Here is a 25,546-nt window from a genome sequence, read left to right on the forward strand (position 1 = left end):
ACATCATTGTGCAAGGGTCAGTTCCCTTGGCGACTCAACCTTTGGTTAATCTTTAAACGTCGAAAATCAATTATGAGAATTTTGTTGGTCGAGGACGATAATGTGCTTGGCGACGGCTTATCTAAGAGCATTGTGGATTGGGGATTTGATGTGACCTTGGCGATTACCGCTAACTTCGCTCTCGGTGCCTTGAGAACGCAAGCGTTCGATTTGGTCATATTGGATCTCGGATTGCCGGATATGGACGGCCGAGAGTTGTTAAGGCAACTGCGCGGGCGCCGTCATTCGGCCATTCCCGTACTGATTTTGACTGCGCGCGACGGGCTCAATGACCGTGTCGGCGGTTTGGAATCGGGGGCGGACGACTACATGACCAAGCCTTTCGAACTGCGTGAATTGGAAGCGCGCGTCCGAGCTCTATTGCGGCGCAGTCAAGGCGGGTTCGATCATACGATTCAATTCGGCGGCTTGGTGTTGGATATTAGCCGGCACCTCATCATCCATCAAGGTAAAACGATGAATCTGCCGCCTCGCGAATATGGCGTGCTCGAAGCCCTGTTGCTGCAAGCCGGGCGAGTCGTCAGCAAGGACAGCATCGCCCGGCGCTTGGCGGTTCGTTCCGAGGAATTGGCGGATAACGCAATCGAAGTCTACATACACCGTCTACGCAAACGTTTGGAGCCTTTGCGGATCGGTATCCGGACCTTGTGCGGGGCTTGGGATACCTGTTGGAGCGACACGATCATGTATAAACCGCAGAGCATACGGGTACAACTGTTAATTCGGCTGACCTTTCCGCTGATCGCGGTGGTGATTCTGGACGCTTCGGTGTCGTATTTCGTCGCTTCGCATTATGCCAACCGGACCTACGACAACTGGCTGCTGGATTCCGCCAAATCGCTTTCGCAACAAGTCAAAGCGCAGCAGAATAAAGTGACGTTCGAATTGCCGCCGATTGCGATAGAAGTATTTCGCTGGGACGCGATGGACAAGACTTTTTTTCGGGTCGAATCGAAGGCAGCGGGATTAATCGCCGGCGACAAAAGCCTTCCCAGCCCCGGCCTGTCATCGAAAGCAGGGACGATGCCGTTTTTTTCCGACGGTGACATGCAGGGACAAAAAGTCCGGATCGTTTCGGTGTTGGCAAGGCCTACCCAGGACGATAGCGACGACGTGCTGATTTCGGTGGGAGAAACCTTGAACAAACGCCGTGGCATGATGCGTGAAATTTTGCTGGCCGTCGTGCTGCCGCAACTGTTGCTGGTTTTGGTTACCGGGATTCACATCTGGACCGGCGTCAATCGCGGACTTCGGCCCTTGACGGAATTGGCGCAACTGATTGCCCGGCGTTCGGCTAGAGAGCTGGACCCCATTCCGGATGCGAATGTACCGCTCGAAGTCCGGTCGCTGACACATACCATCAATGATCTGTTGCAAAGGTTGGGGATGACGTTGAGCAGCCAAAGGCGATTTATCGAGAATGCGGCGCATCAAATGCGCACGCCGTTGGCGGGTTTGAAGATTCAAGCCGAACGCGCGTTGAATACGGATAGTACTGAGGCGATCAAGCCGGCGCTCCGGCACATCAAGAACTCGGCGGATCGAGTGGCTCATCTGAGTACTCAACTGCTGGCATTGGCGCGTTCCGAGTCGATGTCGCACGGTTCCAGATCGTTCAAGCGGATCGATCTGGTGGCGCTGGTCAAAGCCTGTTGCATGGATTGGGTGCAGAAAGCGCTTGAGAAACAGATAGAATTGAGTTTCGATGCGCCCGTCGCTCCGGTTTACATCGACGGCAATGAAACCTTGCTCAGGGAGATGGTCAACAATTTGATGGACAACGCGATTGCTTACGGCGATTGCGGCGGACACATCAATGCAATAATCCTTGCCAACCCGGAACCTGTGTTGCTAGTCGAGGACGACGGGCCGGGCATCGGCGCCGGCGAGGCCGACAGAATCTTCGAACGCTTTTATCGAATTCCGGGAAGCGGAGGCGATGGGTGCGGTTTGGGATTATCCATTGTCAAGGAAATAGCCGATTTGCACGAGGCACAAGTGGCCCTGGAAAGGGGCATTGGCGGCATCGGCACAAGTTTTAAAGTTCAATTCGCGGCCTGTTAGATCCGGCGCGATCGCCGCTTGCAGATTAATTTTGCCGAAAGGCGGCGAGTCTGAAAGGTTATTGAAAGCTTAGTCCGATAGCATGGCGGGCAAAATTTCCGATGCCTTGGTGTGCCTTTTAATGCGTTTACCTTTTTTATGTTGCTTGGTCGGGTTACTGTTGATTGCCGGCTGCGGCCAAAATCAGGCCGAGCGCGAGACTGTCAGCCGGCCGGCCGCGACCGACGCTAAACGGTCAATTTCGCTACGCCCCGATTCTCTGCCATATATCGAAGTGCGGGAAATCAAGCCCGAAGCCTTTGCCGGTACGATTTCCGCGCCGGCGCGCGTCGAATTTCGCGCCCAAGCCGTGTCGACGGTCGGCACCGTCGTGGCGGGCCGCGTCAGCAAGGTCTATGTGCAGATCGGCGACCGGGTCAAGGCCGGCGCGCCGTTGGCGGTTTTGGCCAGCGGCGAGGCGGCGCAGATGCGCTCCGATTATGCCCGCGCCGCCGCCGAATTGGCCAGGGCTCAAGACCATTTGCGCCGCCAGCTGGAAATGCAACGCAGCGGCGTCGGCCTGGAAATCGAACGGGTCGAAGCGGAAACCCAAGTCAAGCAAGCCCGAACCGAGCTGGAGCGCAGCCGCGATTTTGTCGGGCTGTTGGGCGACGGTAGCACGTCGGAAGTGGTCGTGCGCGCGCCGATGGACAGTATGGTGCTGAAAAGCCACGTCGCCACCGGCGCCGCGATCCAGGCCGGTTCGCCGCTGTTCGAGCTGGGCGAACCGTCGGCGGCATGGGTGGTGGCCGACGTGTTCGAGAACGATTTATTGCTGGTGGAAAAAGGCGCCAAGGCCGTTATCGAACTGGCGGCGCTACCGGAACCCATCGTCGGCCGCGTCGTCGGCGAAAGCGCGGCGATTCAGACCGAATTGCGCCGAGCCTCGGTGTTTATCGAGCCGGACGGTCACCGGGGCGCATTACGGCCTGGTATGTATGCCCGCGTAGTCATCGAGGCGTCGGCGCCGGAACAAATCGTATTGCCGACCGCGGCGATTCTGATCAAGGACGGCCGCGAAACCCTGGTCTACGTCGAAACCGCGCCCAACCTGTTCGAAGCGCGGCCGGTCCGGGTCGGTCAAGCCCGCGAAGGCATGACGCCGGTACTGAAGGGCCTATCCGGGGGCGAGCGTGTGGTGGTCGGCGGCGCGCTGCTGCTGGACAGCGAAGCCTCGCTGCTGTTGTAGGCGCGCAGATGCTGAAGTTGCTGATCGAATACTGCGTTCATCGTCGAGTCGCCGCGCTGGTCCTCACTTGCATCGTGGCTGGGTTCGGCATTCACGCCTATCTGGAAACCCCGATCGAGGCTTATCCCGACGTCACCAATACCCAGGTCACCGTCATCAGTCTGATGCCGGGTTACGCGCCGGAGGAGGTCGAACGTCAGGTCACCGTGCCGCTGGAACGGTCCCTGAACGGCACGCCCGGTATGCGGAAAATGCGCAGCCAGAGTTTGTTCGGATTGTCGCTGGTGACGATTACCTTTGCGGACGACGTGGATAGTTTCCGCTCTCGCACCATGATCACCGAGCGTTTGTCCGGCGCCGAACTGCCGGATACCGTCAAACCGGTGTTGGCGCCGGACTATACGCCGTTAGGCGAAATTTATAAGTTCGTTGTGGTCAGCGATCGGCATTCGCTGTACGAACTGCGTTCGGAAATGGAATGGAACGTCTCGCGCGTGCTGCGCCAAGTTCAAGGCGTGGCGGACGTGCTGACTTTCGGCGGTTACTACAAGGAATACCACGTCCAGATCGACCCGGTGCGGCTCGATTCGTTCGGCTTGACCTTGGACGAAGTCAGCCAGGCTATCGCCAGCGCCAACCGCAACGTCGGCGCCGGCTTCTTGCGTCACGGCGATCAGCAAATGGTGATTCGTAGCGTCGGCTATCTGAGTTCGGCCGAGGACATTAAAAAAATCGTGTTGAAGAGCGAAGGCGGCACCCCGGTCATGGTCGGCGATATTGCGCGCCTGATTCAAGCCTATACGCCGAGGCAGGGCGCGGTCGGCCTTGACGGCGAACGCGAGGCCGTCGAGGGTATCGTGCTGCTGCGCCGCGGACAGAATCCTTCGCGGGTACTGGAGGCCGTGCATGAAAAGGTCGACGAACTCAACAACCGTATTTTGCCGGCGGGCATGAAACTGGTGCCGTTTCTGGATCGCACTGAATTGGTACATAAGACTTTGCACACGGTGTACGATAATCTGTTGCACGGGGTTGTGCTGGTGGTCGGCGTGGTATGGCTGTTTCTGCGCAGTATCGCCGGTTCGCTGATCGTGGCCTGCGTGATCCCGCTGTCTTTGCTGGTGGCGTTCATGGGCTTGTATCAGATGGATTTACCGGCCAATTTGATCTCGATGGGGGCGATCGACTTCGGCATCATTCTCGACGGTGCCGTGGTGTTGGTGGAAAACGTTATTCACCAAGCCAACCATCGACGGCCGAAAAACCACCGCGACATGGTACATGTCATCGTCGGCGCCGCTTACGACGTGGCCAAGCCGACCTTTTTCGCGATGCTGATCATTATCGCCGCGCTGCTTCCGGTATTCACCCTGGAACAGGTGGAAGGCCGCATTTTCCGGCCGTTGGCACTGACATACAGTTTCGCGTTGGCCGGCGGCCTGGTCTTCGCCATGACTCTGGTGCCGGCCTTGTGCGCGATGCTGATTCAGCCTAAGCGGACCATGATCGCCGAGCCTGTATTCCTGGAGCGCTCGCGCGAAATTTACCGCCGGGTTCTGGTCGCGGCGTTGAACCGCCGTCCGTTGGTCCTGGCGGCTGCGGGCGGCTTGCTGCTGGCCGGCGTCGTTGCCGGACAGGGCTTGGGCACCGAGTTCTTGCCGGAATTGGACGAGGGCGACGTGCATGTATTCGTCGAAATGCCGGCCAGTATTTCTTTGGCGAAAGGCCAGGATATCTTGCTGGACATGCGGCAACGGCTGCTGGCGTTTCCGGAGGTCAAGGGCATACTCAGCCAGCAGGGCCGTTCCGAAGACGGTACCGACAACGAAGGCGTCAACATGAGCGAGACCTTCGTGCATCTCATACCCCGCGAGCAATGGCGGCCGGGCTTGCATAAGGAGGCGTTGGTCGATGCGATGCGCGAATCGTTGGCTGCCATACCGGGCGTACGTTTCAATTTCTCCCAGCCGATCAAGGACAACGTCGAAGAGGCGGTCAGCGGCGTGCGCGGCAAAGTGGTGCTGAAAATTTACGGCAACGATCTGGAACAAATGCGCGCCGCGCTGGAACAAGCCAAAACCCGTTTGAAGGAAATCCCCGGCGTCATCGAACTGGATTTATATCGCGAATCCATCGTGCCGCAACTGCAAATCAAATTGGACCGCTCCGCGTTGGCGCGGCAAGGCATTACCATCGACGCCGCGCAAGACACCATCGAAACCGGGCTGGCCGGAAAAGTGGTCACCGAACTGTGGCTGAACGAACGCCCGATTCCAGTCAGGGCCATCCTGCCGAGCGCCGAGCGCGGCGACAGCAGTCAAATCGGAAATTTGTTGATACCGACCCCGAACGGCGCGCGCATCCCATTGCGCGAGCTTGCAACGTTGCCGATAGAACGCGGCCGAACTTCGATCGAGCGCGAAGCCAACCGCCGTTTTCTGGCGTTGAAGTTTAACGTGGAAAACCGCGATTTGGGTTCGGTGGTGCACGATGCGATGGCGGCGGTGGAAGGCAACATCGAACTGCCGGAGGGTGCTTTTCTAGTTTGGGGCGGCGAGTTCGAGAATCAGCAACGCGCGATGGCCAAACTAGGCGTCATGGTGCCGATAGCGGTATTGATTGTGCTCGGCTTGCTGTACGGCGCGCTGCAGTCGGCGCGCAGCGCATTGGCGATTCTGGCCTGTGCGCCGTTCGCGATGACCGGCGGCGTGTTCGTGCTGTTGCTGGCCGGTATTCCGCTGTCGGTCAGTGCCGCAATCGGCTTTATCGCCTTGCTCGGCCAAGTCTCGTTGATGGGGCTGCTGGTACTGAGCGCCACCGAAGAACGCCGCCGCCATGGCTTGGATTTGACGAGCGCGATTCTGAACGGCGCGACCGATCGCCTGCGCCCGGTCTTGATGGCGTCCATGCTGGCTCTGCTGGGGTTGTTGCCGATGGCGGTTTCGACCGGCATCGGCAGCGAGACGCAGCGCCCGTTTGCGTTGGTTATCGTCGGCGGCATGCTTTCCACGTTTTTCGTGGCGATGCTGGTGTTGCCGGTTTTTTATTCCTACATCACGCCCAAGCGCTTGCTTACGCCGGAAGAAGCCGACGAACTGCCGGAGAACAGTCAATGAAATTACTGTATCGCAAACCGTATCTGACCGCGACTTTGGTACTGAACCTGGTTAGCGGCCTCGGGCTTGGGTTGCGGCCGGTGCAGGCATCGGCCGAACAGGCCACGCCGCTGCCTGAGCGCGTGACAATCGAGCAATTGATTGCGATTACCCGCAACCAGAGCCCGAGGTTCGCCGCCCTCAGGCAACGTATCGAATCCGCCGAAGCCGAAATAACCGCGGCGGGGGTGTTGCCCAATCCTAGAATCAGTTACGGGCGCTATGATTTACTGACCCGGCATAACACCATGTACGACGGCCACGTTCAGCAGCAAGTACTGTTGGAAGTACCGGTGCTGATTGCGGGCCAGCGCGGCGCCCGTGTTGACGCGGCGGAAAAAAACCGGCAAGCCACCGCGGCCGAAATCGAAGCTGAATTTGCCGATTTGGTGCGGCAGGCATGGGGCTTGTTCGTCAAGCAATTGGCCGACCGCCGCCGTGCGGCCGTGCTGGAGGAAACCTCGGCTTACCTGGGGCATCTGACGGAAATCGTTTCCGGACGCAACTTGGCCGGCAGTGCCAGCCGTTACGATTTGCTCCGCATCGATTTGGAAAGCAAGGCGCTGCAAACTCGTCTGGAAACCGTCAGCAACGATCTCGCCGCCGAGGCCGGTCAGCTTGGCGTGCTGCTCGGCCTGTCCGGCTGGAGGCCGCAAGCGCAAGGTCATCTGGATTATCTGAATGTGCCGACCGATCTCGACCACCTATGGTCCGACACCGTTAAACTGAACCCGGAGTTGGAATCGACCCGTCTGAGCGAAACCGCGGCCGACGCCGGCGTAGAGAAGGCGGAACGCGAGCGCTGGCCGGTGCCGTCCCTGCAACTCGGTTCGGTGTTCACCAATAATCCATACGGCAACACCAGCTTTGCCGGCCTCTCGGTGGAATTGCCGATCTTTGACCGAGGCCAGGGGGCGATGGCCCGTGCCAGGGCCGAAAAACGAGCGGCGACCCTGGCGAAAGAGTTAGCCGCCGCGCAAATCCGTAGCGAACTGGAGCGGGCTGTCGATCAATTGAGCAAGCGGCGGGCGACCCGGATCAGGTTCGAAAATGACGTCGTCAGCAAATTGAACGACCTGAAAGCCATGGGCGAAGCCAGCTACCGCTTGGGAAAAGGTAGTTTGCTGGAATTGCTCGATGCGTCCCGCTCGCGTACCGAAACTCAGTTGACGCATCTGGATCTGGTTCAGGCGGAAATCGATGCCGAACTGGAGGTTTTGAAAATTACCGGGCTATTATTCGGCAATTACATAGCCGATCCGTAAAAACACCTCATTCGCCTGATGGTTAAAGCTAAGGGATGGCAAAGGCGCTTGAAACTGCCGCCGAATCCCGGGCTGTTACGCTTTGTGCGAGCGCCATCAAAAAGCTCTCCCGTTCTACGGATGTTGTGAATCAGCAAGCCGAAGCTAAGCTCGCGATAAAATCCATTCGCTGCAAGAGCCGGACATGTGTTGATCGCGGCTGTGGCTTGGAATGTCGGCGTCGGGATCAGGCTTCTTTTTACCCGGTTCGCAGGCCGCTTCGCCCATCTGAGTTGTTTGCCGTCACAACCGGTCATTAATCGCGGCGAATCCATGCCGCCGCCATGCAGCGTTTGAACACGATCCAATGCCGGCCCGGAATCATTTTTCAGGATCGAATTCTTAAAGCTTGGCCTTGTGGCGAAAATCGTTGTAATCAATACACAATAAGGCTGGATACTAGCGCCGATTTTTATAATAATCGCTATAACGGATAATCGTCAGCCGGCAGTGTTGGCTGCGTTTGTCTGTTGGGACAATAATAATCACAAAGAGGTAATAGCATGCTAGCCAAAATTGCAGTAGCCGACTATATGTCGGAACATATTGCGACCGTTAAGCCGGATACAGACGTAGCAGTCGCATTTAAAATCATGCTGGACAATAAAGTAACCAGCGTGCCTGTCGTCGATACCAACGGGAAATTAGTCGGTATTTTTTCCGAGAAAGATGGTATGAAAGTGGTAGTGGAGTCGGCTTACAATCAGGGAATGAGTGGAAAAGTCGGGGAGTTCATGTCGAAAGACTTGTTCACTGTAGACGCTGAAGAAAGTCTGGTAGATGTTGCGGCTAAATTTCAGAATACCCCTATACGTAGTTTTCCGGTATTTAAAAACGGTGAAATGGTGGGGATGATCAGTCGAGTGGATGTTTTAAGAGCCCTGGCCTCGACACGGTAACGTCGGTTGTTCTCGAGAAGATCGGTATTCTCGCCGGACTCCGGAATTTGCCGATCGAGCGTTCTCGGGACGACGGCCAGCCTTTCCGGCTTTTAAAATAAGTTGATCACGCATTTTCATGTTTCTTTCACTATGGCAACAACATTTTCCGGAGTTTGTCGGTCAGGACGACAAAGTCGTAAAACAGCTGATGGAGTCGGCGGTTTTGATTAAACTGCCGGCCGGTCAGCAAGTGTTTTATCCGGGAAAAGTTTGCGAGAATTACCTGTTACTGCTTTCCGGAAGCATAAAAGCGCAAATTTTGTCGGCAGAGGGAAGGGAAGTATTGCTTTACCATGTGCGGGCGGGCGATTCCTGCGTATTAACCACTTCTTGCTTGTTAGGCAACAATCATTATCCGGCCGAGGGGTTTACCGAAACCGAGGTGAGTGCCTTTGCGATTCCGGCCTATATTTTTCACCGATGTCTGGAACATTCGGCTTTCTTCCGTGATTTTGTATTCCGAAGCTTTTCAATACGCTTAGCGGATGTGATCAAACGCATGGAGTCGATAAGCTTCGGAAGCATCGATCAGAAGCTAGCCAAGGTTTTATTGTCCAGCGAGTCTCCGATAATTTCTAAAACCCATCACGAACTGGCTTTGGAAATGGGCTCAGTTCGTGAGGTGGTTTCCCGTCATCTGAAACGGTTTGAAAGTTATGGTTGGATAAATCTCAACCGTGGTTCAATTGAAATTCTTAATCACGATGCGTTAAGTAGGGTTTCAAACAGTATTAAAGCGACATAAGTTCGCTAGTTTTGGTCCAGTTTCTTTTCGTTGCCGATAAACTGGAGAATGATAAAACCGATCACAAAACCTAATACCGCTGCAAATACCAGTGGCAGTGCGAACGGAATGTCATGAGGATCTTTGAGATTCATTTGTAAAATGCCCGACGCGAATTGAAAAATCAGATCTAACATATTATTTCCTACCGTTTTGTTTTAATTGTGAATTTACCCATTTTGCATAGCCTGTATGGTCAGAATATTTATAAAGGGTGAACGCAATATAAAGGGAGAATTGGCCGTTATCAGTGACTAAGTCACATATGTTTTAGAGGACGGTACATTTTCTGTAGAATGGTGGAATGTCACCAAGATCGGAATGAAATATGAAAAACCGAAGCGAAGCGGACGCGGTCAAGAGAGCAAAAAATATTGCCGCTATTTTGTATATGCTGGCACTGGCTTTTGTAGTCGGCGGATCCTATCTTCATCAGCAACAAACGGCGGGCGACAACATGCAAAGCCAAGCTGGCTGGTAATCCTTGGGCGGCGCGAGTTGAACTAATCCTCTTTTTCTAAAAAATAGCTTATCTAGCTGACTGAGCGAAGACTGGATATATCAAGCGTTTTCGTTTAGGTCAGTTGGCATGCCAATCAGAACTCTACGTCATCCTAGAACTTTTAAAGCGTAAGGTCTGATCCAACCATCATTTCTTGTCGGGATCATCGAGAATCCAATCAAACGCCTTGCCAAACTAACTAACTCGGAGTAGTTTCCTAAGCGGGATGGGTTCAAAGTCGGCTTTAAGTTTACGATTCCTAATGATAAGCGTCAGTACCCAGCGATAATGTTGCAAGTGTGCTATTGGGTTTTTATCCTGCAGACTAAGAGGTAAACGACATGGACTCTCCGTTTTTTCATGTTGATCATCCCTTCGCTTTTCCGACCTGGATCGTTAAAGTGGTCTTGATAGGCGTACTTAGCAGCCTAATGCTGTTTACTAAGGAGTCGTTCCTGCACTTCAGGATCAAGAAAAAAGAAGCAGAGTATCGAAACCTAATTCGGGTGTTGGGAATAAGCGAGGACGAAGCGGAGTTTGCCACCCGCGCCATTAGTCAAGAGTATGCTCCGACAGACTATCGATTGCCGGTTGCCTTTGCGACCGCCATCTGCCTGTGCGGTTTTTTTTCGCTATTTTTCGGTGCCGATTTGGTCTCACTTTCCGATGATCGGGACAAACCGAATATGGTGTTGACTGGGATGTTTTCGGAAAAGGGGGACATGCAGCGGCTGCGCTGGCAAAGTCAGTTGGTATTAGCGATGGGATTCACCGGAGCCTATCTTTGGTCCGCACAAAACATTATTCGACGTGTCATCACTGGCGACTTGGCACCGAGTACCTATTACAGTGCCGGACTGCGCATGGTATTCGCGTCCCTGCTGTCGCTGATGCTGTCGTTTTTTCTGGAAGTGTTCCCGGAAGCGGAGCCCAAACAGAAATTGCTGCCGGTTATCGCGTTTCTCGCAGGAATGTTGCCGGACAACGCGTTGGTTTATCTAAAGGAAAGGATTGGAATGTTTTCGACCAGAAAGACTGAAGCATCCCATGAGCTTCCGCTTGAGATGATCGAAGGAATCAATATTTTTCACAAGGTCAGGCTTGGCGAAGTGGGTATTGATAATGCACAAAATCTGGCCGAGGCAAACGTCATTGAATTGCTTCTAAAGACGCCATTTAATCCGAACCAACTGATTGATTGGATTGCTCAGGCCAAGCTTTATCTTTATATCAAGTCCGATATCGAAAAGCTGCGCAGGGTCGGTATTAGAACAATCTTCGACGTGGTCGGCCTGTGCGGGGATGAGAAAGGGATTGAGAAAATCGCCGAGGAAACACAAATTTCGTCTGCCTGTCTGAAGTTGCTCTGTGAACGATTTCGTCAAGACAAAGGCGGTGTTCGATTGCAGCAATTCTATGAGCAATTAGGAGAAGCTTTGGCGTTTGATAAAGCCAACCCCGCAAAACTCGCAGATAGGCAAGCAACCGAACGGGTGAGTGACGGTCATGAACCGACGAAGATTTCTTAGTGTTACAGGTACTGGCATGGCCGTGTTCGCTGCGAACTGGCCGCTGCTTTCCTGCAACCGGCCATCGTCTAAAACCGGGCTTTCGGTGGAAGTGCCGCGTTTAATTTTTCTGCCCGAGTGTCGCCCTTCTTTGGTAGCAGCCTCGTCCTATTGTGCCGGCTCGCACCTCGTCGTGACCGGGCTTGGTTGGGCGGACGATCATGCCCTCGACGACAGCGAGATGAGGCTGTGGTTCTCCAACGGCCAAGTATTCCCACTTCAAGCGGATGCCTCTTTTGCCGATCTAACGGCTAGCAGCAACAATCGAGTCTCTCGGCAGGCCGTACTTATCAAGAGTCTTGCTGCGTGGACCTTGGACAGCCTTATGAACAGGTTTCGCATTTCCATGCAACAGCCCTATTCCGAACACTTCTTTCCGGATTTTTACAGGCTGCAGGAGCAAGATGTTTTAGAATCCATAACCCCTCGCTCCCTTTATCTTTTGGTCAAGCCTCTGGAACAACAAAACTCCCTGCGGCGCATTCACTGGTTGGCGCGAGAATCCCGTTTCGCGATAGAAGGATGAATAGGCGGATTGCCGTAAAATTGGGTCTGGTTTGATAGCGGCGATGTAAGCTGGATACCGGACTTTTCGGTTCCCCTCCGTTTGATGAAATTATTGTTCACCAACGGCTTGTCTCGCACCGAACGGCTGTCGGCGACGCGCCGCAAACGCAATGAGCGTGGCCTATGGCAAAGGTATTTTTGGGAGCATACCATCTTACCGGCGATTTGGTTTACGAGAGACACGTCGATTAAGCATTCGTCAATCCAATCAACCATAGATACGTTAGGCGAGTGAAAGATTGGCCTTATTCGGCCTTTTTCCATTATGTGCCGCAGGGCATTTATTAGCCGTTTGGGTAGCTGATGTGGACGACGTCGACGGCAATTATGGCGAGAGCATTGATGTTGATTAATGTTCCGGGTTCAGGCGACAAATGTTTTCACTCGCTATTACACCGTAATTGTGAATTTTGTACCGGTTAATTTTTATCTTTTTTCGAAATATTGTTTCGCGAAAAAGCCGATGACCGCAATCACGAATAAGCCTGAAAAAACCGACAGGCCGATCTCGTCCTCTTTAGCGACTTCATGGCTTCTTTTGGCTGCAAGCACGGATGCCGAAGTTCTGCCGTCAACCGAGTAGCCCGGCTTGGAATTGCCCTCCGTCGAGTTTTCTTTGGCGGTTATAGGCGTAGCGATGAATGTAATGCAGGCCAGCAAAACCGGCATCGAATATCTCAATCTAAAAATAGTTTTCATATTTCACCTCTAAAGCGCTCAACGGCGTTGATATCTCCCGATATACGCTCAGTGCTTCGCAATAAGTCGACTCACATTAGCAATCCGTCCACGGACACTGGATCCGGCAACCCATGCCGGAATGACAACCACCATTTACGGTAGGACTTCCTGCTAGGCGCTTAATCATGCAAGTTTACACCGTTTTCAATAAATCCTTCAGCCGATAGAGCGTATCCAAGGCTTGACGAGGGCTTAGATTGTCCGGATCGATTTGTTCCAATAGGACTACTGCCGGATGATACTCGTTGCCGGTAAACAAATCGAATTGGTTGATTTCGCTGTGATTTTGCTGTTCGATATAAGCGGAGTCCTCCAAGTGCTGTAATTTAGTCTTCGCATTGGCAATCACGATTTGCGGCACGCCGGCTAGGGCCGCGACCTGCAGGCCGTAACTTTGACTGGCCGGCCCTTCTTTGATTGTATGCAAAAACACAATTTTTTCGCCGTGTTCCATTGCGTCCAAATGGACGTTATGGATGCCGCTTTGTTCTTCGGCCAAGGTGGTTAATTCAAAATAATGGGTCGCGAACAAGGTGAAGGCCCGGGTATGCCGAGCCAAATAATCGGCACAGGCCCAGGCCAAGGACAGGCCGTCGAAAGTGCTGGTGCCGCGGCCGATTTCGTCCATCAAAATCAGGCTGTTGGCTGTGGCGTTGTGCAGGATATTGGCGGTTTCCGACATTTCCACCATGAAGGTCGAACGGCCGCCGGCCAGATCGTCGGAGGCGCCAATCCGTGTGAAGATTTTGTCGATGGGACCACAGGTCAAGGATTGCGCCGGAACATAGCAGCCGATGTGGGCCAGCAACACGATTAGCGCAGCCTGGCGCATATAGGTCGATTTGCCGCCCATGTTGGGGCCGGTGATGACCAGCATGCGCCGCTCGCCGGAAAAATCCAGGTCGTTGGCGACAAAAGGGATGCCGGACAATTGTTCGATCACCGGGTGACGGCCGGCCACGATATGGATACCGGGTTCACAGGTTAGAATCGGCTGGCTCCAGTTCAGGGTTTCGGCGCGTTCGGCAAAGTTGACCAGCACGTCCAGTTCCGCCAAAGCAGTCGCGCATTGCTGCAAATCGAGCAGCGCTTCGCCCAGCGTACCCAGCAACTCGTCGTACAGGGCTTTTTCGAAGGCCAGCGATTTTTCCCGCGCGCTGAGCACCTTGTCCTCGAACGATTTCAGTTCCGGCGTGATGTAGCGCTCGGCACCTTTCAGGGTTTGTTTGCGGGTGTAGTGCACCGGCACCTTGTCAGCCTGGGCGTTGGAAATCTCGATGTAATAGCCGTGCACCCGGTTGTAATTGACCTTGAGGTTGGCGATGCCGGTGGCGGCACGTTCGCGCTGTTCCATGTCGATCAGGAACTGGTCGGCGTTCTGGCTGAGGTTGCGCAGGTCGTCCAGCTCAGCATTAAAGCCCGGCGCGATCACGCCTCCGTCGCGAATCAACATCGGCGGATTTTCGATGATGGCGCGTTGCAGCAGATCGACCAACTCCGGATGCTCGCGCAATTGGCCGCGTAACGCCTCCAGATGAGGATTGTTGTTGCCGGCCAGTTTTTGTTGCAATTCCGGTAACACCGCCAAGGTCAGGCGTAGAGTCAGTAGGTCGCGCGGCCGCGCCGATTTCAACGCAATCCGGGAACTGATCCGTTCGATGTCGCCGACCTGGCGCAAACTGGTTTGCAAATCGCGGTATAGCTCGTTTTCGATCAGGCTGGCGATGCAGGCATAGCGGCCGTTGACCGGCGCTTGGTCGCGTAGCGGTCTGTGCAGCCAACGCCTGAGGCAGCGGCTGCCCATTGCTGTCGCGGTTCTATCCAGTATGCCCAGCAACGTGTATTGCATTTGGCCGCTGGGGTGATAGTCCAGTTCCAAATTGCGGCGGCTGGCGGCATCTAAACTGATGCACTCGTCCGCATGTTCGATGCTGATGCCTTGAATGTGGGGCAGGGCGCCTTGCTGAGTGTCGCGCACGTACTGCAGCAGACAACCTGCCGCGCAAATCGCCGCCGGTAAATGCTCGCAGCCGAAACCTTTCAAATCATGGCAGTCGAATTGTTTGAGGATCAGTTGCCGGCAGCTATCCGGCTCAAAATGCCAGGGAGGGCGTTTACAAAGGCCTTTGCGCTCTTTGATAACGGCGGGTAAGGATTGATTTTCGCAAAAAAGCAGTTCGGCGGGATTGAGGCGTTCGATTTCGCTCAGTAACTGGGTTTCGCTGTCCTGCTGTTGCAGCACAAACTTGCCGCTGCCCAGATCCAGCGTTGCCAGTCCGTAATATTCATCGAACACTGCCAGCGCCACCAGCAAGTTGTCCTTGCGGTCTTCCAGCAGCGCTTCGTCGGTTACCGTGCCGGGCGTGACGATGCGGACTACTTTTCTTTCCACCGGACCTTTGGATTTGGCCGGGTCGCCGATTTGCTCGCAAATCGCAATGGATTCGCCCTGTTTTAGCAAACGCGCAATATAGTTTTCGGCGGCATGATAAGGAATACCGGCCATCGGAATCGGTTGGCCGCCGGAATGGCCGCGTGCGGTCAGGGTGATATCGAGTAATTGCGCGGCTTTCTTTGCGTCATCAAAAAATAACTCGTAGAAATCGCCCATTCGGTAAAACAGCAAGGTATCAGGGTGTTGTGCCTTGATGCGCAAATATTGCTGCATCATCGGTGTGTGTTTAACCTGGTTATCATTCGTCATGTGTTGGTATTCGTTATATACAAGCCTATTTTGCTCAAATGTAAGTCGGTTTTGTTTTCGTGACTAGGCTAACTACGGCCAAATAAAGCTAGGCTAAGTTATCATTTTAGCGTAACATTTTTTTGCAATATGTTGAATGTTACGCCTAATAATTCTGAGGTTTAAAATGTTACGCCACTTTGATGCTAGGGTTGCTAAATCTTTACAGCCCGGAAAACACTTAATTATCCCTGATTATCCCGGATTGCGCTTGACTGCAACTAGCAAAACGCGAACTTGGGTTTATCGTTATAAAAGTCCAATTGATGGCCGGATGAGACAAACGGCTATCGGTCATTGGCCAGTTATGTCGTTTCCAGCAGCCATTGTTGAATGGGAAAAGCTTAAAGCTGATCGAGACAGAGGGATTGATCATGCGCTAAAGGCTAAATCCATTCGAAAAGAACAGCAAAGAATTGTCGAAGAGCAATGCATCGTCGATGCTGAAAACGCTTACACCGTAAGGGTTTTATGTGACGAATACTTGATCGGGCATGTAAATCAGCACAGGGCAAAAAAAGGTCGGGCCGAAGTTGCTCGGATGTTCAATACTATGCTGGGGGAGGTTGAAAATCTTCCTGCGTCATCGATTACTCGTTCAATCGCATTTAATTTGATTCAAAGTTACGCCGCTTTATCGCCAGTTCAGGCTGGTAAATTGAGATGTGAACTCGGAGCAGCTTGGGATTATGCAGCCGATGCAGGAAAATTGCCCGAAACAGCGGCTAATTGGTGGCGCTTAATTCTTAGAGGAAAGATACGTTCCAAAGGTAAAGCAATAGAAGGGGTTAAGATCGGTACAGCAAAGCGAGTATTAACAGAAAATGAGGTGGTCGAATTGATTGAGTGGTTACCCAATTTTACTAAGCCCCTTGAAGATGTTTTAACACTTTACTTATGGACTGCTTGTCGGGGCTCTGAAATTGTCAGCATGGTCGGATCTGAAATTCATGAAAAACAAGGGCAAGTTTGGTGGACTATACCCAAGCACAAAACAAAAAATGCTCGACACGAAAATGCTACCGATCAGCGTGTACCGCTTTACGGTCGAGCATTAGCGATTGTAAAGCGGAGGAAATTACTATATGGAGATAGCTACTTATTTCCTATGCGAGATAAATCAAATCATATTCAACAAAAATACATTTCAGAGCAGGTGTTTTTCAGGCAGCCATACTCAAAAATAAGGCCAGAATTGATAAGGCCAAGATTAACAGTGTCACATTGGGCGCCACATGACCTACGTCGAACTTCGCGGACCATTCTCGCGGAATTAGGGTGCCCAGATTCTGTCGGCGAAATAATATTGGGTCACATGCTGCCAGGAGTGGTAGGTACCTATAACAGGCACCAATACGATGCTGAGAAACAAGAATGGTTGAGAAAGTTATCAGATCATCTGGAAGGCTTGGTGGCTTAACTATATCAAACCACTGCATTTCGACTTGTATTTGGTGGAGGTAATTGATTGGATACGGGTCTTGTTTCCAACCATTCATTTACTTCTCTGACTAATATACCAACACGTTTGCCAGCCAATTGTCGTGGCTTCGGGAAATCGCCCTTATGAATAAGATTTTTCACGGTAGCTTTTGACAGGCTTACATAATTTGCGGCTTCGTCGATTGTCATCGCGCCCGGCTGGATGATTCTCTGTTTCATGGCTTGCCCTTGGTTAAATTACTTAACGACTAATGGCCTTTAGATTAATCATTTACGAAATTGTCAGGAATTTCTATTGGAAACCGTAAATTATTCCGTTACGAATTTTTTGGGTCTTCTATAGTGGGATTGCGGCAAGAATAGTCGTTGGCTTAGGTGATTATGTATTTTTAAAGGGAGTTAGCTTGATCTGCTGATTTGAAGCGCTAGTTATCAAGGTGGTTGGTTTTGATTGGTAAACGCGCTTAACGTATTCGTACCGGCAAAAATCTTGCGACGAATGAATTTATACGCTAGACTCGGTCTTAAGTAGATACAATTAAAAAGTATCTATAATTATTTATATTACAATGAGTTATATTAGTTGTAATAAAAAGTAAATAATTACAAGGAGGGTGTGGCGTGAAAATGACAAAACCACTGCTTTTTTTCGTCATCTTATTGCCTGAAGCCATCCAAGCTATGGATGATTTGGAATTGATATACGGTAATGACAAAATGATATCCGTAGCATCGGGTCATCCCGTGCCGGTAAATCGTGCTCCTAGTGTAACCTCGGTTGTCACGCAGGAAGATATTGAAGCGATTGGTGCACGGCGCTTAGAGGATGTTTTGGAATACTTGCCTGGCATTCATGTGAGCACTGCCAGAGCCGGCAATAAAGTAATTGGGTTTCGAGGAATCTATTCCGAAGCCAATACCCAAGTCCTGTTGTTGGTCAATGGGATTCCCCTCAGAAATATAGCAATCGGCGGTATGCCACTCGCCTGGACAATGCCTGTCAAGAATATAACGCATATAGAAATTATCCGGGGTCCCGGATCTATGCTCTATGGTAGCGACGCCACTACCGGGGTTATCAATATCATTACTAAAGCAGGAAACGAAATCAACGGCGGTTATGTTGGTGGCTTCTTCGGAAGTCAAGACACCTACGAAGGATGGCTGCAATACGGTCAAAAAGAAACGGATTGGGAATATGCTGTTTCCTTACAAGGCGGAACAACCGGAGGCGATAAGGGAACGATAGCGCGTGATGCCCAAACCGTGTTGGATGGGTTGTTCGGTACTGCGGCATCCTATGCGCCTGGATTTACAAATTATGGTCGTGACGATATCGATGCGCGAATAGACGTGGCATATCGAGACTGGCTCAGATTTAGAGTAGGGTATCAGCGATTCAATAATGTACAGACGGGGGAAGGGGCAGCACTTGCGCTGGACCCGAAAGGCAGAACAGATGAAGATATTTATAATCTTGATCTTTCATTGAAGCATAAGTTTTCCGATGCATTGGGCCTGGACACGACCTTCTATTTTATTGGGCAAGACACACGGTGGAATTATTATCTTTTACCCGCCGGCACTTTTGGAGGTTCGCTGCCTCAAGGCGCTGAAAGCCGAACGACTAATTTTCAAGGCGCGACCGGGCTAACCACCCAATTGAATTATGCCGGATTTCATAAGCACAAAGCGATTTTGGGCGCCGGCATCATCTATTACTGGGTGACCGATGTCAGTAATAAAATCAATTACCTGATTACGCCCAACTTTGTCACGCAAATTCCGTTAACTGAGGTATCTGCATTCGGCAGAGATCCGGTTTTGAGTTCAAAAAATCGCACGAATTTTTACGCGTTATTCCAGGATGAATGGAACTTTGCCAACGACTATTATCTGACCACTGGTCTGCGATACGACTATTATTCCGATGTCTTGGATGGCATTAGTCCACGTGTGTCGTTGGTTTGGAATGTGAATAACAATCTTACGGCCAAGCTGCTGTATAGCCGCGCATTTCGACCACCGTCCTTTCTTGAAAAAAACTTGCCCTTAACCCCTGGTACAAACATCAAATCGGAATCGGTCAACACGCTAGAGTTCCAGATTGAAAATAAATGGTCGCCACGTCTGGCTACTTCCACTAATGTGTATTGGTTTGAATTCGAAAATTTAATCACGTCGGTCAGCGATTCAACCTTAACCTCAATCACCTCTGTTTCACCCAATCCGGTTGGGTTTATCAATATCCCGAAGATCAATGGGATAGGGCTAGAAACCGAAATGCGATACGCCTTTTCTGACAACTTTAATTTTTCGGTGAATTATAGCTATCATGGTGTCAGTGAGAGCAATCAAACCGGTATGTTACCGAAACATATGATCAAGTCACTGATCAACTGGGAGTTCGTCAAGGATTGGAGAGTTGGTGCGCAACTTAATTGGATCGGAGAAAGGCAGCGTCCGGAAAACGATCCGCGAGCCCCTTTAGGCGGTTATTTTATTGCCGGACTGACGCTGTCAACCCAGGTCGCAAAGCCGCTCGAATTCGTGATAAGGGCCAATAATATCTTTGGCAGTCTGGCCAAGGAGCCGAGTCTAAATCCTATCCTGTTACCGGGGGATGTTCCCGTTTACGATCGTTCCGTATTAGGACAAATCAAATGGACATTTTAACGACTGAGTTGCCGCTCATCAAAGAGCATTCACTGCTGATTCCGTTGCTGGGATCTCTGAATAGTCCCGTGAAAACGCTGACTACGATTCATCGGCAATACGGCGATCTGGTGCGATGCCGTTTTTTTAATAAGAAGCTGCTTTTTGTCTGTCAGCCTGAGAATATCCAGGCAGTGTATGCGCAAGAAGCCCGGGGCTTATTAAGCCGGGATTATCTTTATGAGGCTAAAAAATCCTTATTTGGCGATGGTCTTGTCAATAGTAAAAGCGACACTTGGACACAGCAGCGACGCCTGATGCAGCCGATATTTTCCAAGGAGGCCGTCAGTGTATGGGAGCAGGTTTTTATCCATGAAGCAACGAGTGCCCATGCCAAATTGCTTTCCGCTATTCCCGGCAAGATCAATCTTTCCAAAGTGCTTAAGCGATTGATCCAAAGAATCTTTATTCAAGTCTTAACTGGACGATCCGTCGATACGTTGTCAAATAGCGACGCTTTAATCCAAGCGATTGAATCCATCAGTAAAGGAATGTTGCCGCACCTGGTGGCTGAAATGATCAGTAACGGCAAATTGATGTTGTTGATGCCGGGCAAAAGTCGTGCTTACCATGCCGCAGTTGATTACCTTTCGAATTTTGTTCGTCAGGAAATCATCCAGAATCAGGCTGGATTGGAGCAAAGTTTGATTTCGGCTATGGGGCAAGCAGTCGATGGCAAGACCGGTTATCGCATGACCAAAGCGTTGTTGACGGATGAGGCGATTAACTTGTTTTTTGCCGGACAAGACACCACTGTGAACACATTGTCATGGTTTTTTTATTTGCTGGGTCAGAATGAACGCGTACACGACCTAGTCACGGCAGAAGTCAAAAGCTATCGAGATGAGCCGTTGACTGCCGAGAACGTGCAAAAGTACACCTATACCCGAGCAACGCTCTGTGAAACCCTACGTCTTTTTCCATCGGCCGCAGCCTTGTCAACTCAAGCGATTGCCGATATTGAGATCGGCCGGCAGCGCATTGACAAGCATACGATCATTATTTTGAGTATGTATGTCACCCATCGTCATCCCGCTCTTTGGGAAAAACCTAATGATTTCTATCCGGAACATTTTTTAAATCCTCTAGCAGATAAACGGCATAAGTACGCGTATTTCGCGTTCGGCGGCGGCTTGCACAACTGTATTGGTCGGCATTTTGCGGAACTGGAAATGATGATCATCATTGTGACCTTGTTGAGAGCGTTGACCTTTAAAACCTCAGGTGGCATTCGGGAATCAGCGAGTATTACCCTGAAACCCGCTCAGGATATTATTGCGACAGTCAGTCTTTGTTAGGGTGATGGACGATTTAGGTTGGAGCGTGTTGTGGATTTTGCCGGTTTCGGCAATTTCCGTTGCTTCATAGGACTCCTCCCAGTATTTCAGGAGAAATAGTCATGAACGCATTGGTAGTCACAGATCCATTCAGCGATACAGCGGCCATAAAAGCTCAAATGACCGCGGCGGGTATCAATACTGACTCGGTGATTTATGTTAAATCAGCCAGGGCGTTGATAGATGCGTTGCTCACACACCGCTGCGACGTTATCGTGGCCGAATACGCCGTCGCAAACATGGATATCTGGCGACTTTCGACGCTGATTAACTCGCTACGCTTTAGTGCTCAAGTGCGACCGACTTTTTTGATTAAGGAAACCTGTGAAATCGATATTCCAGCATTGCTTGCCAAGGAATATGGTTTCATTGTGGTGTCTTTGGATGATCTGGCGGGTGCGCTAACCGCGGTCAATGATCCAGGCAATGGGCAGTTTGATGGGGCTACGAATCCTTCCAGGCATACGGTACTGATCATCGAGGATGATAAGGACGCTTCCTTTACCGCTTACCATGCCCTCAAGAATCTATACAGTGTCGATGTCGCCTACGACGGTTTGTCAGGTTATGCGCTTTGGGAAGCAAAGCGTCATGATTTGGTGTTGTTGGATTTAATGTTGCCTAAACTGTCGGGCGAAGACATTCTGTCTAAAATGATGGCGATCAATAAGAATCAGTCGGTGATTATCGTCACGGCCTTAGATAAGCCGAAGATGCAAAACAAGTTGTTGTTGAATGGCGCCAGTGAATATCTGTGTAAACCATTCTCTTTGGATGCATTAAAAACCCTTTGCCAAAAATTGCTGAATAAATCCAAGTTGCTGCATCAAGCGCATTTTGCAGAGTCGAAACTCAATACGATAAGAAACATGGTTTGGTTATTGGATTATGCGCTGCGTCAAAATGATGGCGATAGGGTTAAAGAGATCATGGCAGCACTAAAAGGTTTGCTGCCCAATAACCTTACGGAAGACGAAAAAATAAGCCTCATTGCCAGGGAATTTTAACGGTAAACAGCGCGCCTGCGCCCGGCTCGGAAAATACACTGATGGTGCCGCCTAACAATTCAATAAACCGCTTGGTTATGGAAAGTCCCAAGCCATGGCCACCGTGTTCGCGAGTTAGGCTCATGTCGGCTTGCCAGAAAGGCTCAAATATCAAGTGCTGGTATTCAGTCGGGATGCCGTAGCCATTATCGCGGACCTGTAAGATGGCGCAGGCATTCTCATGTCGCCAGCTTAACTGAATATCCCCGTCTACGGTAAACTTACAAGCGTTGCTTAATAAATTATCCACGATATGCCGTAACACCTCGGCATCGATGGTCATCATTCCTGATTCGCCTGTCAGCGATAATCGGTTCCGGTTACTAGTGAGGGCGGGTGCCAGCTTCGCAGCGCATTGTTCCATCAAAGCTTTGATATCAATGGATTCCTGGTTCAATTCTACTTTGCTGGCTTCCAGTTTGCCGTGTATCAGGACCTTATTGATTAACTCATTTAAATCCCGAGTACGCTCCAAGGCATTGGTAAGGAATGAGTGGCATAAATCAAATTCCGCTGTTTTCGGTAAGTCGGTCTGTATTAATTCCAGATACGTGCCAATGCTGTGTAACGGGGTTTTCATTTCATGAGAAACCAGCGTCATGATTTGGTTTTTATAGTGATTGGCTGCGCGGCTGCTATCCAGGGCGATCTTCAATTCGCTGGTGCGATCAGCTACGGATTGCTCAAGAATCTGTTCGTTTCGTTCAATTTTTGCCAGCATGTCATTAAAATCGGCGCTTACCCGCTGAATATCGAGCGGCCCATGAAAACTGACCCGATGGCCTCGAATGCCGCGACTGACATTCGTCAATGCAGTGACTATTTCGAATAAGGGGGCTGTAAAAATGCCTGAAAATCGCCGCACCATCAAAAATAAGATGACCAGCACAACCAAGACAATCAGGCCTGACACATAAAATATTCGATGCATAAAAGTGTCCAGATCCTGTTTGGATACGATCAGTTCGACGTAACCCAAATAGTCGTTATCTTGATAGAGCGGAGCATAAAAACACCACGCATCGCCGGTATCGAGAACATGGGTCTGTACGATAGCTGCGGCGGTCACGTGGCAAGCGAAGGATTTTTGATTTGAAGTCGCTATTTGCGTATGTGGGTTTTCGAATACAGAGGCTTTTAATATATTCCTATCGCTGGCATACGTTTGGACGATGTCTTGTGAGACTGTGGCAGCGTGCAGAACGACGCTGTATTTGACCGAATGTGCAAAGGTGAGGGTGTAGGCTTTCCAGTGTTGGCGAGTGTAGTCACTGGTATATTGGTAGGCTGCTACGTATAACGAGGCAACGATAAACATGCCCGCCATGGCAACCGAGACCAGCACGACCAAATCGTAACGTTGCCGAAAGTCAAAGCGGTTAAGGGTTTCCAATAGCCGTTTCATTCGAGTACCAGCGAAAACAAGCTCAGATTAGATGGATCGAAATGAATATCCAGATGCTGAGCGACGCGTTTGTTTAAAGAAATGTCGACCTTCTTAACCGGTTCGAAGGTCATTGTTTGCAGGCTTGCCATCTCGCCTAATTGCTCTCCCAGGGCGAGCAGGTTGGGGTTAAATGTCATGAATACCCCGTATTCCAAATGCGACAAATTGCTGGAAAGCAGTATGATATTTTTACGCCAGGCTATTTTGGATGCTTCGTAGAGCAAGTCTTTGGGAATGTCGGCGGGTATCAGGATGGCGTCTTCTGGTGTGGCATCGTGCTCCAGTAATTGTCCGAGAATGCGCATGGTACTTGTCATGTCATTCCCTGTCTGGACTTTAAGCAGAGGTTTCAAGGCCGCTGCAGAGGGAGTTTGCTCCAGGATGAGGTGCGAGCTGTTTTCGACAACGAATACCTGTCTGACGCGAGGGATCAGGCGCTGCAAGTGCGATGTCAATACTTGGCTGTCTAGCCTCAGACTCACGCCATGATGGTCGGTAGGGTTAAAATACATTAAGCCAAACAGGGTCTGGCTTCGATAAGGGCTTTGTTTGATGAATTCGGCGGCTTTATTGCCTAAGGCAATGATAATGTCGGGGCGAAGTTGGTCGATGTTTGATTTTACGTCAGCAATGCGCGCAGTTTCCGGAATTGCCATGACGCTGAGTGACTTTACTCTGGATTGAATGCCTTTGATCGTTGCGGCATAAATCGAATTGACTGGAGGGTCTGCGGCGGGGTAAAGCACTAGGGCATGCGGCTCTTTGGCAATTGCGGCGGAACAGATCAGGATGAGCCATAGGCACAGCAGTGCTTTAGAGATCCTTGCGGTCATCAACTTGTTTTAGACTTTTTAGTTCTCGGATAAAAGGTCTTGGGTCAACGCCGGACAGTAATTTCTTGCGCCAATATTTAGGTGAGTCAACACCTTCTTTCCACAATACGATGGCTTGTATCGTTTTTCTGCAAATATCAGCTGCCGTATGGGCGGGAATGGCTGGATCGCTGACTCTGTGTACGTCAATCGCTCTTAAAAGCCCACTGACTGGGTCTTCGAGGCCGTCGCGGATTTCTCCCTGACAATCATTCAATCGCGAAAAAAAATCCTTAACGTCTTTGTTAATGCCTAACATCAGTAACGCGCCACCAAGTACTCCGGAGACAAAGATTTCCGGTTTTGGTTTTAAGCTATCAATCAGCCGCAATTCTTCGCTGAATAACCGAATGGCTTTTTCAGTGTTTATATCCTCTTTTTCCCAAATAAATCGTTTGTCTTGTAGCGAGCGAGGTCTGCCTCTGAGTGCGATATTCAATGCTTCCAGAATAAAGCCGCTTCTTAAGCGATCGGAGGTAAATTCCAGGCCTAATTCTGCATAAATAAGCTTCACCGTTTCGTTGGGCGGTACGTTTGCCGTACGTTTATTTTTTGCTTCGGTAATGAGCGCCAAGAAATCATGCTCCGACAAATCAATGACTTGAGCAATTAGGTGATCAGGCGGTGGCGTGTTACCAGATAGCCAGACTTCTTTTCGCTGTTTGCCGGTCAATTTGTACAGTGTGTCGCCCACTTTCATGACGACGACCAGCCTTGTATAAGCGGACATCAGGCTTTTAGCGTGTTTAAGTGATAGCGCGGTATTTTCTGTCTGGGCGTCCGCAAAAGAAAACAAGATGGGTTCTTTGATCGCTAACCATTCTTGAAAGGAAAGGCGTATCAAAGAGAAGTCCGCAGCTGTATCGGTATGTAATAAGTTCATTAAGCGTAAATTATTATTTTTTTATACATTAGTAAGTCAATGATAAATCAATAAAAATACTATAACGATTTTTTATGAAAAAAATCATCATAAGTCTATACTTTTAAATTAGAGAAAGTGGTGGTATTTTAGCGTCAAGTACCGCG

The 25,546-nt window shown here is 50.8% G+C and carries 19 protein-coding genes and 2 pseudogenes; 14 read left to right on the forward strand and 7 right to left on the reverse strand.

The window, feature by feature from the left end; all coding sequences use genetic code 11:
- The first annotated feature begins 72 nt into the window (after window positions 1-72).
- The 7 genes and pseudogenes from ACW73I_RS05545 to ACW73I_RS05575 all read left to right on the forward strand — a co-directional run bounded on the left by ACW73I_RS05545 (window position 73) and on the right by ACW73I_RS05575 (window position 9,497).
- A pseudogene (locus tag ACW73I_RS05545) lies at window positions 73-752 on the forward strand (response regulator).
- A 58-nt stretch (window positions 753-810) separates the two neighbouring features.
- Window positions 811-2,124: pseudogene (locus tag ACW73I_RS05550) on the forward strand (sensor histidine kinase N-terminal domain-containing protein); the annotation flags it as partial.
- 82 nt (window positions 2,125-2,206) lie between these two features.
- Entirely contained in the window at window positions 2,207-3,352 is a 1,146-nt protein-coding gene (locus tag ACW73I_RS05555) for an efflux RND transporter periplasmic adaptor subunit (protein WP_458028247.1), read from the forward strand.
- 8 nt (window positions 3,353-3,360) lie between these two features.
- A complete protein-coding gene (locus ACW73I_RS05560; RefSeq protein WP_458028248.1) occupies window positions 3,361-6,468 on the forward strand; it encodes an efflux RND transporter permease subunit in 3,108 nt (1,035 codons plus the stop codon).
- The gene (locus ACW73I_RS05565) at window positions 6,465-7,772 is read left to right on the forward strand and encodes a TolC family protein (RefSeq protein WP_458028249.1); all 1,308 of its coding nucleotides are present in this window, start codon (window positions 6,465-6,467) and stop codon (window positions 7,770-7,772) included. The genes ACW73I_RS05560 and ACW73I_RS05565 overlap by 4 nt, the downstream gene beginning before the upstream one ends.
- A gap of 542 nt (window positions 7,773-8,314) precedes the next feature.
- Window positions 8,315-8,710 (forward strand): CBS domain-containing protein, encoded by a 396-nt coding sequence (locus tag ACW73I_RS05570; protein WP_458028250.1) that lies wholly within the window; start codon window positions 8,315-8,317, stop codon window positions 8,708-8,710.
- Between the two features lie 118 nt (window positions 8,711-8,828).
- A complete protein-coding gene (locus ACW73I_RS05575; protein ID WP_458028251.1) occupies window positions 8,829-9,497 on the forward strand; it encodes a Crp/Fnr family transcriptional regulator in 669 nt (222 codons plus the stop codon).
- Between the two features lie 5 nt (window positions 9,498-9,502).
- Here the strand turns inward: ACW73I_RS05575 and ACW73I_RS05580 are convergent, their stop codons facing one another.
- Window positions 9,503-9,673, reverse strand: a complete 171-nt coding sequence (locus tag ACW73I_RS05580) for a hypothetical protein (RefSeq protein WP_458028252.1) — start codon at window positions 9,671-9,673, stop codon at window positions 9,503-9,505.
- A 191-nt stretch (window positions 9,674-9,864) separates the two neighbouring features.
- Here ACW73I_RS05580 and ACW73I_RS05585 point away from each other — a divergent pair, with 191 nt between their 5' ends.
- The 3 genes from ACW73I_RS05585 (at window position 9,865) to ACW73I_RS05595 (ending at window position 12,132) form a co-directional block, all read left to right on the forward strand.
- The gene (locus tag ACW73I_RS05585; protein WP_458028253.1) at window positions 9,865-10,017 is read left to right on the forward strand and encodes a hypothetical protein; all 153 of its coding nucleotides are present in this window, start codon (window positions 9,865-9,867) and stop codon (window positions 10,015-10,017) included.
- A gap of 362 nt (window positions 10,018-10,379) precedes the next feature.
- Window positions 10,380-11,567: a hypothetical protein gene (locus ACW73I_RS05590; RefSeq protein ID WP_458028254.1), complete on the forward strand. Its 1,188-nt coding sequence runs from the start codon at window positions 10,380-10,382 to the stop codon at window positions 11,565-11,567.
- Window positions 11,568-11,583: 16 nt separating this feature from the next.
- Complete coding sequence (locus ACW73I_RS05595; RefSeq protein WP_458028255.1) at window positions 11,584-12,132, forward strand: hypothetical protein; 549 nt, start codon at window positions 11,584-11,586, stop codon at window positions 12,130-12,132.
- A 467-nt stretch (window positions 12,133-12,599) separates the two neighbouring features.
- On the opposite strand, the gene ACW73I_RS05600 is transcribed toward ACW73I_RS05595, so the two are convergent.
- Entirely contained in the window at window positions 12,600-12,872 is a 273-nt protein-coding gene (locus ACW73I_RS05600) for a hypothetical protein (RefSeq protein ID WP_458028256.1), read from the reverse strand.
- Between the two features lie 175 nt (window positions 12,873-13,047).
- Entirely contained in the window at window positions 13,048-15,618 is a 2,571-nt protein-coding gene (gene mutS / locus ACW73I_RS05605; protein WP_458028257.1) for a DNA mismatch repair protein MutS, read from the reverse strand.
- A 166-nt stretch (window positions 15,619-15,784) separates the two neighbouring features.
- Between mutS and ACW73I_RS05610 the strand changes: the two genes are divergently transcribed.
- On the forward strand, window positions 15,785-17,077 hold the full coding sequence (locus ACW73I_RS05610; protein ID WP_458028258.1) for a tyrosine-type recombinase/integrase: 1,293 nt from the start codon (window positions 15,785-15,787) through the stop codon (window positions 17,075-17,077).
- 5 nt (window positions 17,078-17,082) lie between these two features.
- Here ACW73I_RS05610 and ACW73I_RS05615 read toward each other — a convergent pair whose 3' ends face one another.
- Window positions 17,083-17,319: a helix-turn-helix transcriptional regulator gene (locus ACW73I_RS05615; RefSeq protein WP_458028259.1), complete on the reverse strand. Its 237-nt coding sequence runs from the start codon at window positions 17,317-17,319 to the stop codon at window positions 17,083-17,085.
- Window positions 17,320-17,727: 408 nt separating this feature from the next.
- Here ACW73I_RS05615 and ACW73I_RS05620 point away from each other — a divergent pair, with 408 nt between their 5' ends.
- From ACW73I_RS05620 to ACW73I_RS05630, 3 genes are all read left to right on the forward strand, one after another.
- Window positions 17,728-19,776: a TonB-dependent receptor plug domain-containing protein gene (locus ACW73I_RS05620; protein ID WP_458028411.1), complete on the forward strand. Its 2,049-nt coding sequence runs from the start codon at window positions 17,728-17,730 to the stop codon at window positions 19,774-19,776.
- The gene (locus tag ACW73I_RS05625) at window positions 19,764-21,113 is read left to right on the forward strand and encodes a cytochrome P450 (RefSeq protein ID WP_458028260.1); all 1,350 of its coding nucleotides are present in this window, start codon (window positions 19,764-19,766) and stop codon (window positions 21,111-21,113) included. The genes ACW73I_RS05620 and ACW73I_RS05625 overlap by 13 nt, the downstream gene beginning before the upstream one ends.
- A gap of 101 nt (window positions 21,114-21,214) precedes the next feature.
- Entirely contained in the window at window positions 21,215-22,159 is a 945-nt protein-coding gene (locus ACW73I_RS05630) for a response regulator (RefSeq protein ID WP_458028261.1), read from the forward strand.
- Here the strand turns inward: ACW73I_RS05630 and ACW73I_RS05635 are convergent.
- From ACW73I_RS05635 to ACW73I_RS05645, 3 genes are read right to left on the reverse strand one after another with little or no spacing between them, the layout of a single operon-like run.
- On the reverse strand, window positions 22,140-23,603 hold the full coding sequence (locus ACW73I_RS05635) for a sensor histidine kinase (protein ID WP_458028262.1): 1,464 nt from the start codon (window positions 23,601-23,603) through the stop codon (window positions 22,140-22,142). The two genes, ACW73I_RS05630 and ACW73I_RS05635, sit on opposite strands and share 20 nt — an antisense overlap.
- Complete coding sequence (locus ACW73I_RS05640; RefSeq protein WP_458028263.1) at window positions 23,600-24,478, reverse strand: hypothetical protein; 879 nt, start codon at window positions 24,476-24,478, stop codon at window positions 23,600-23,602. The genes ACW73I_RS05635 and ACW73I_RS05640 overlap by 4 nt, the downstream gene beginning before the upstream one ends.
- Window positions 24,459-25,400, reverse strand: coding sequence for a hypothetical protein (locus ACW73I_RS05645; RefSeq protein WP_458028264.1), 942 nt, complete (start codon window positions 25,398-25,400; stop codon window positions 24,459-24,461). Before ACW73I_RS05645 ends, ACW73I_RS05640 begins: the two co-directional genes overlap by 20 nt.
- Between the last annotated feature and the right edge of the window lie 146 nt (window positions 25,401-25,546).

The organism is Methylomonas sp. MgM2 (genome assembly GCF_054172045.1).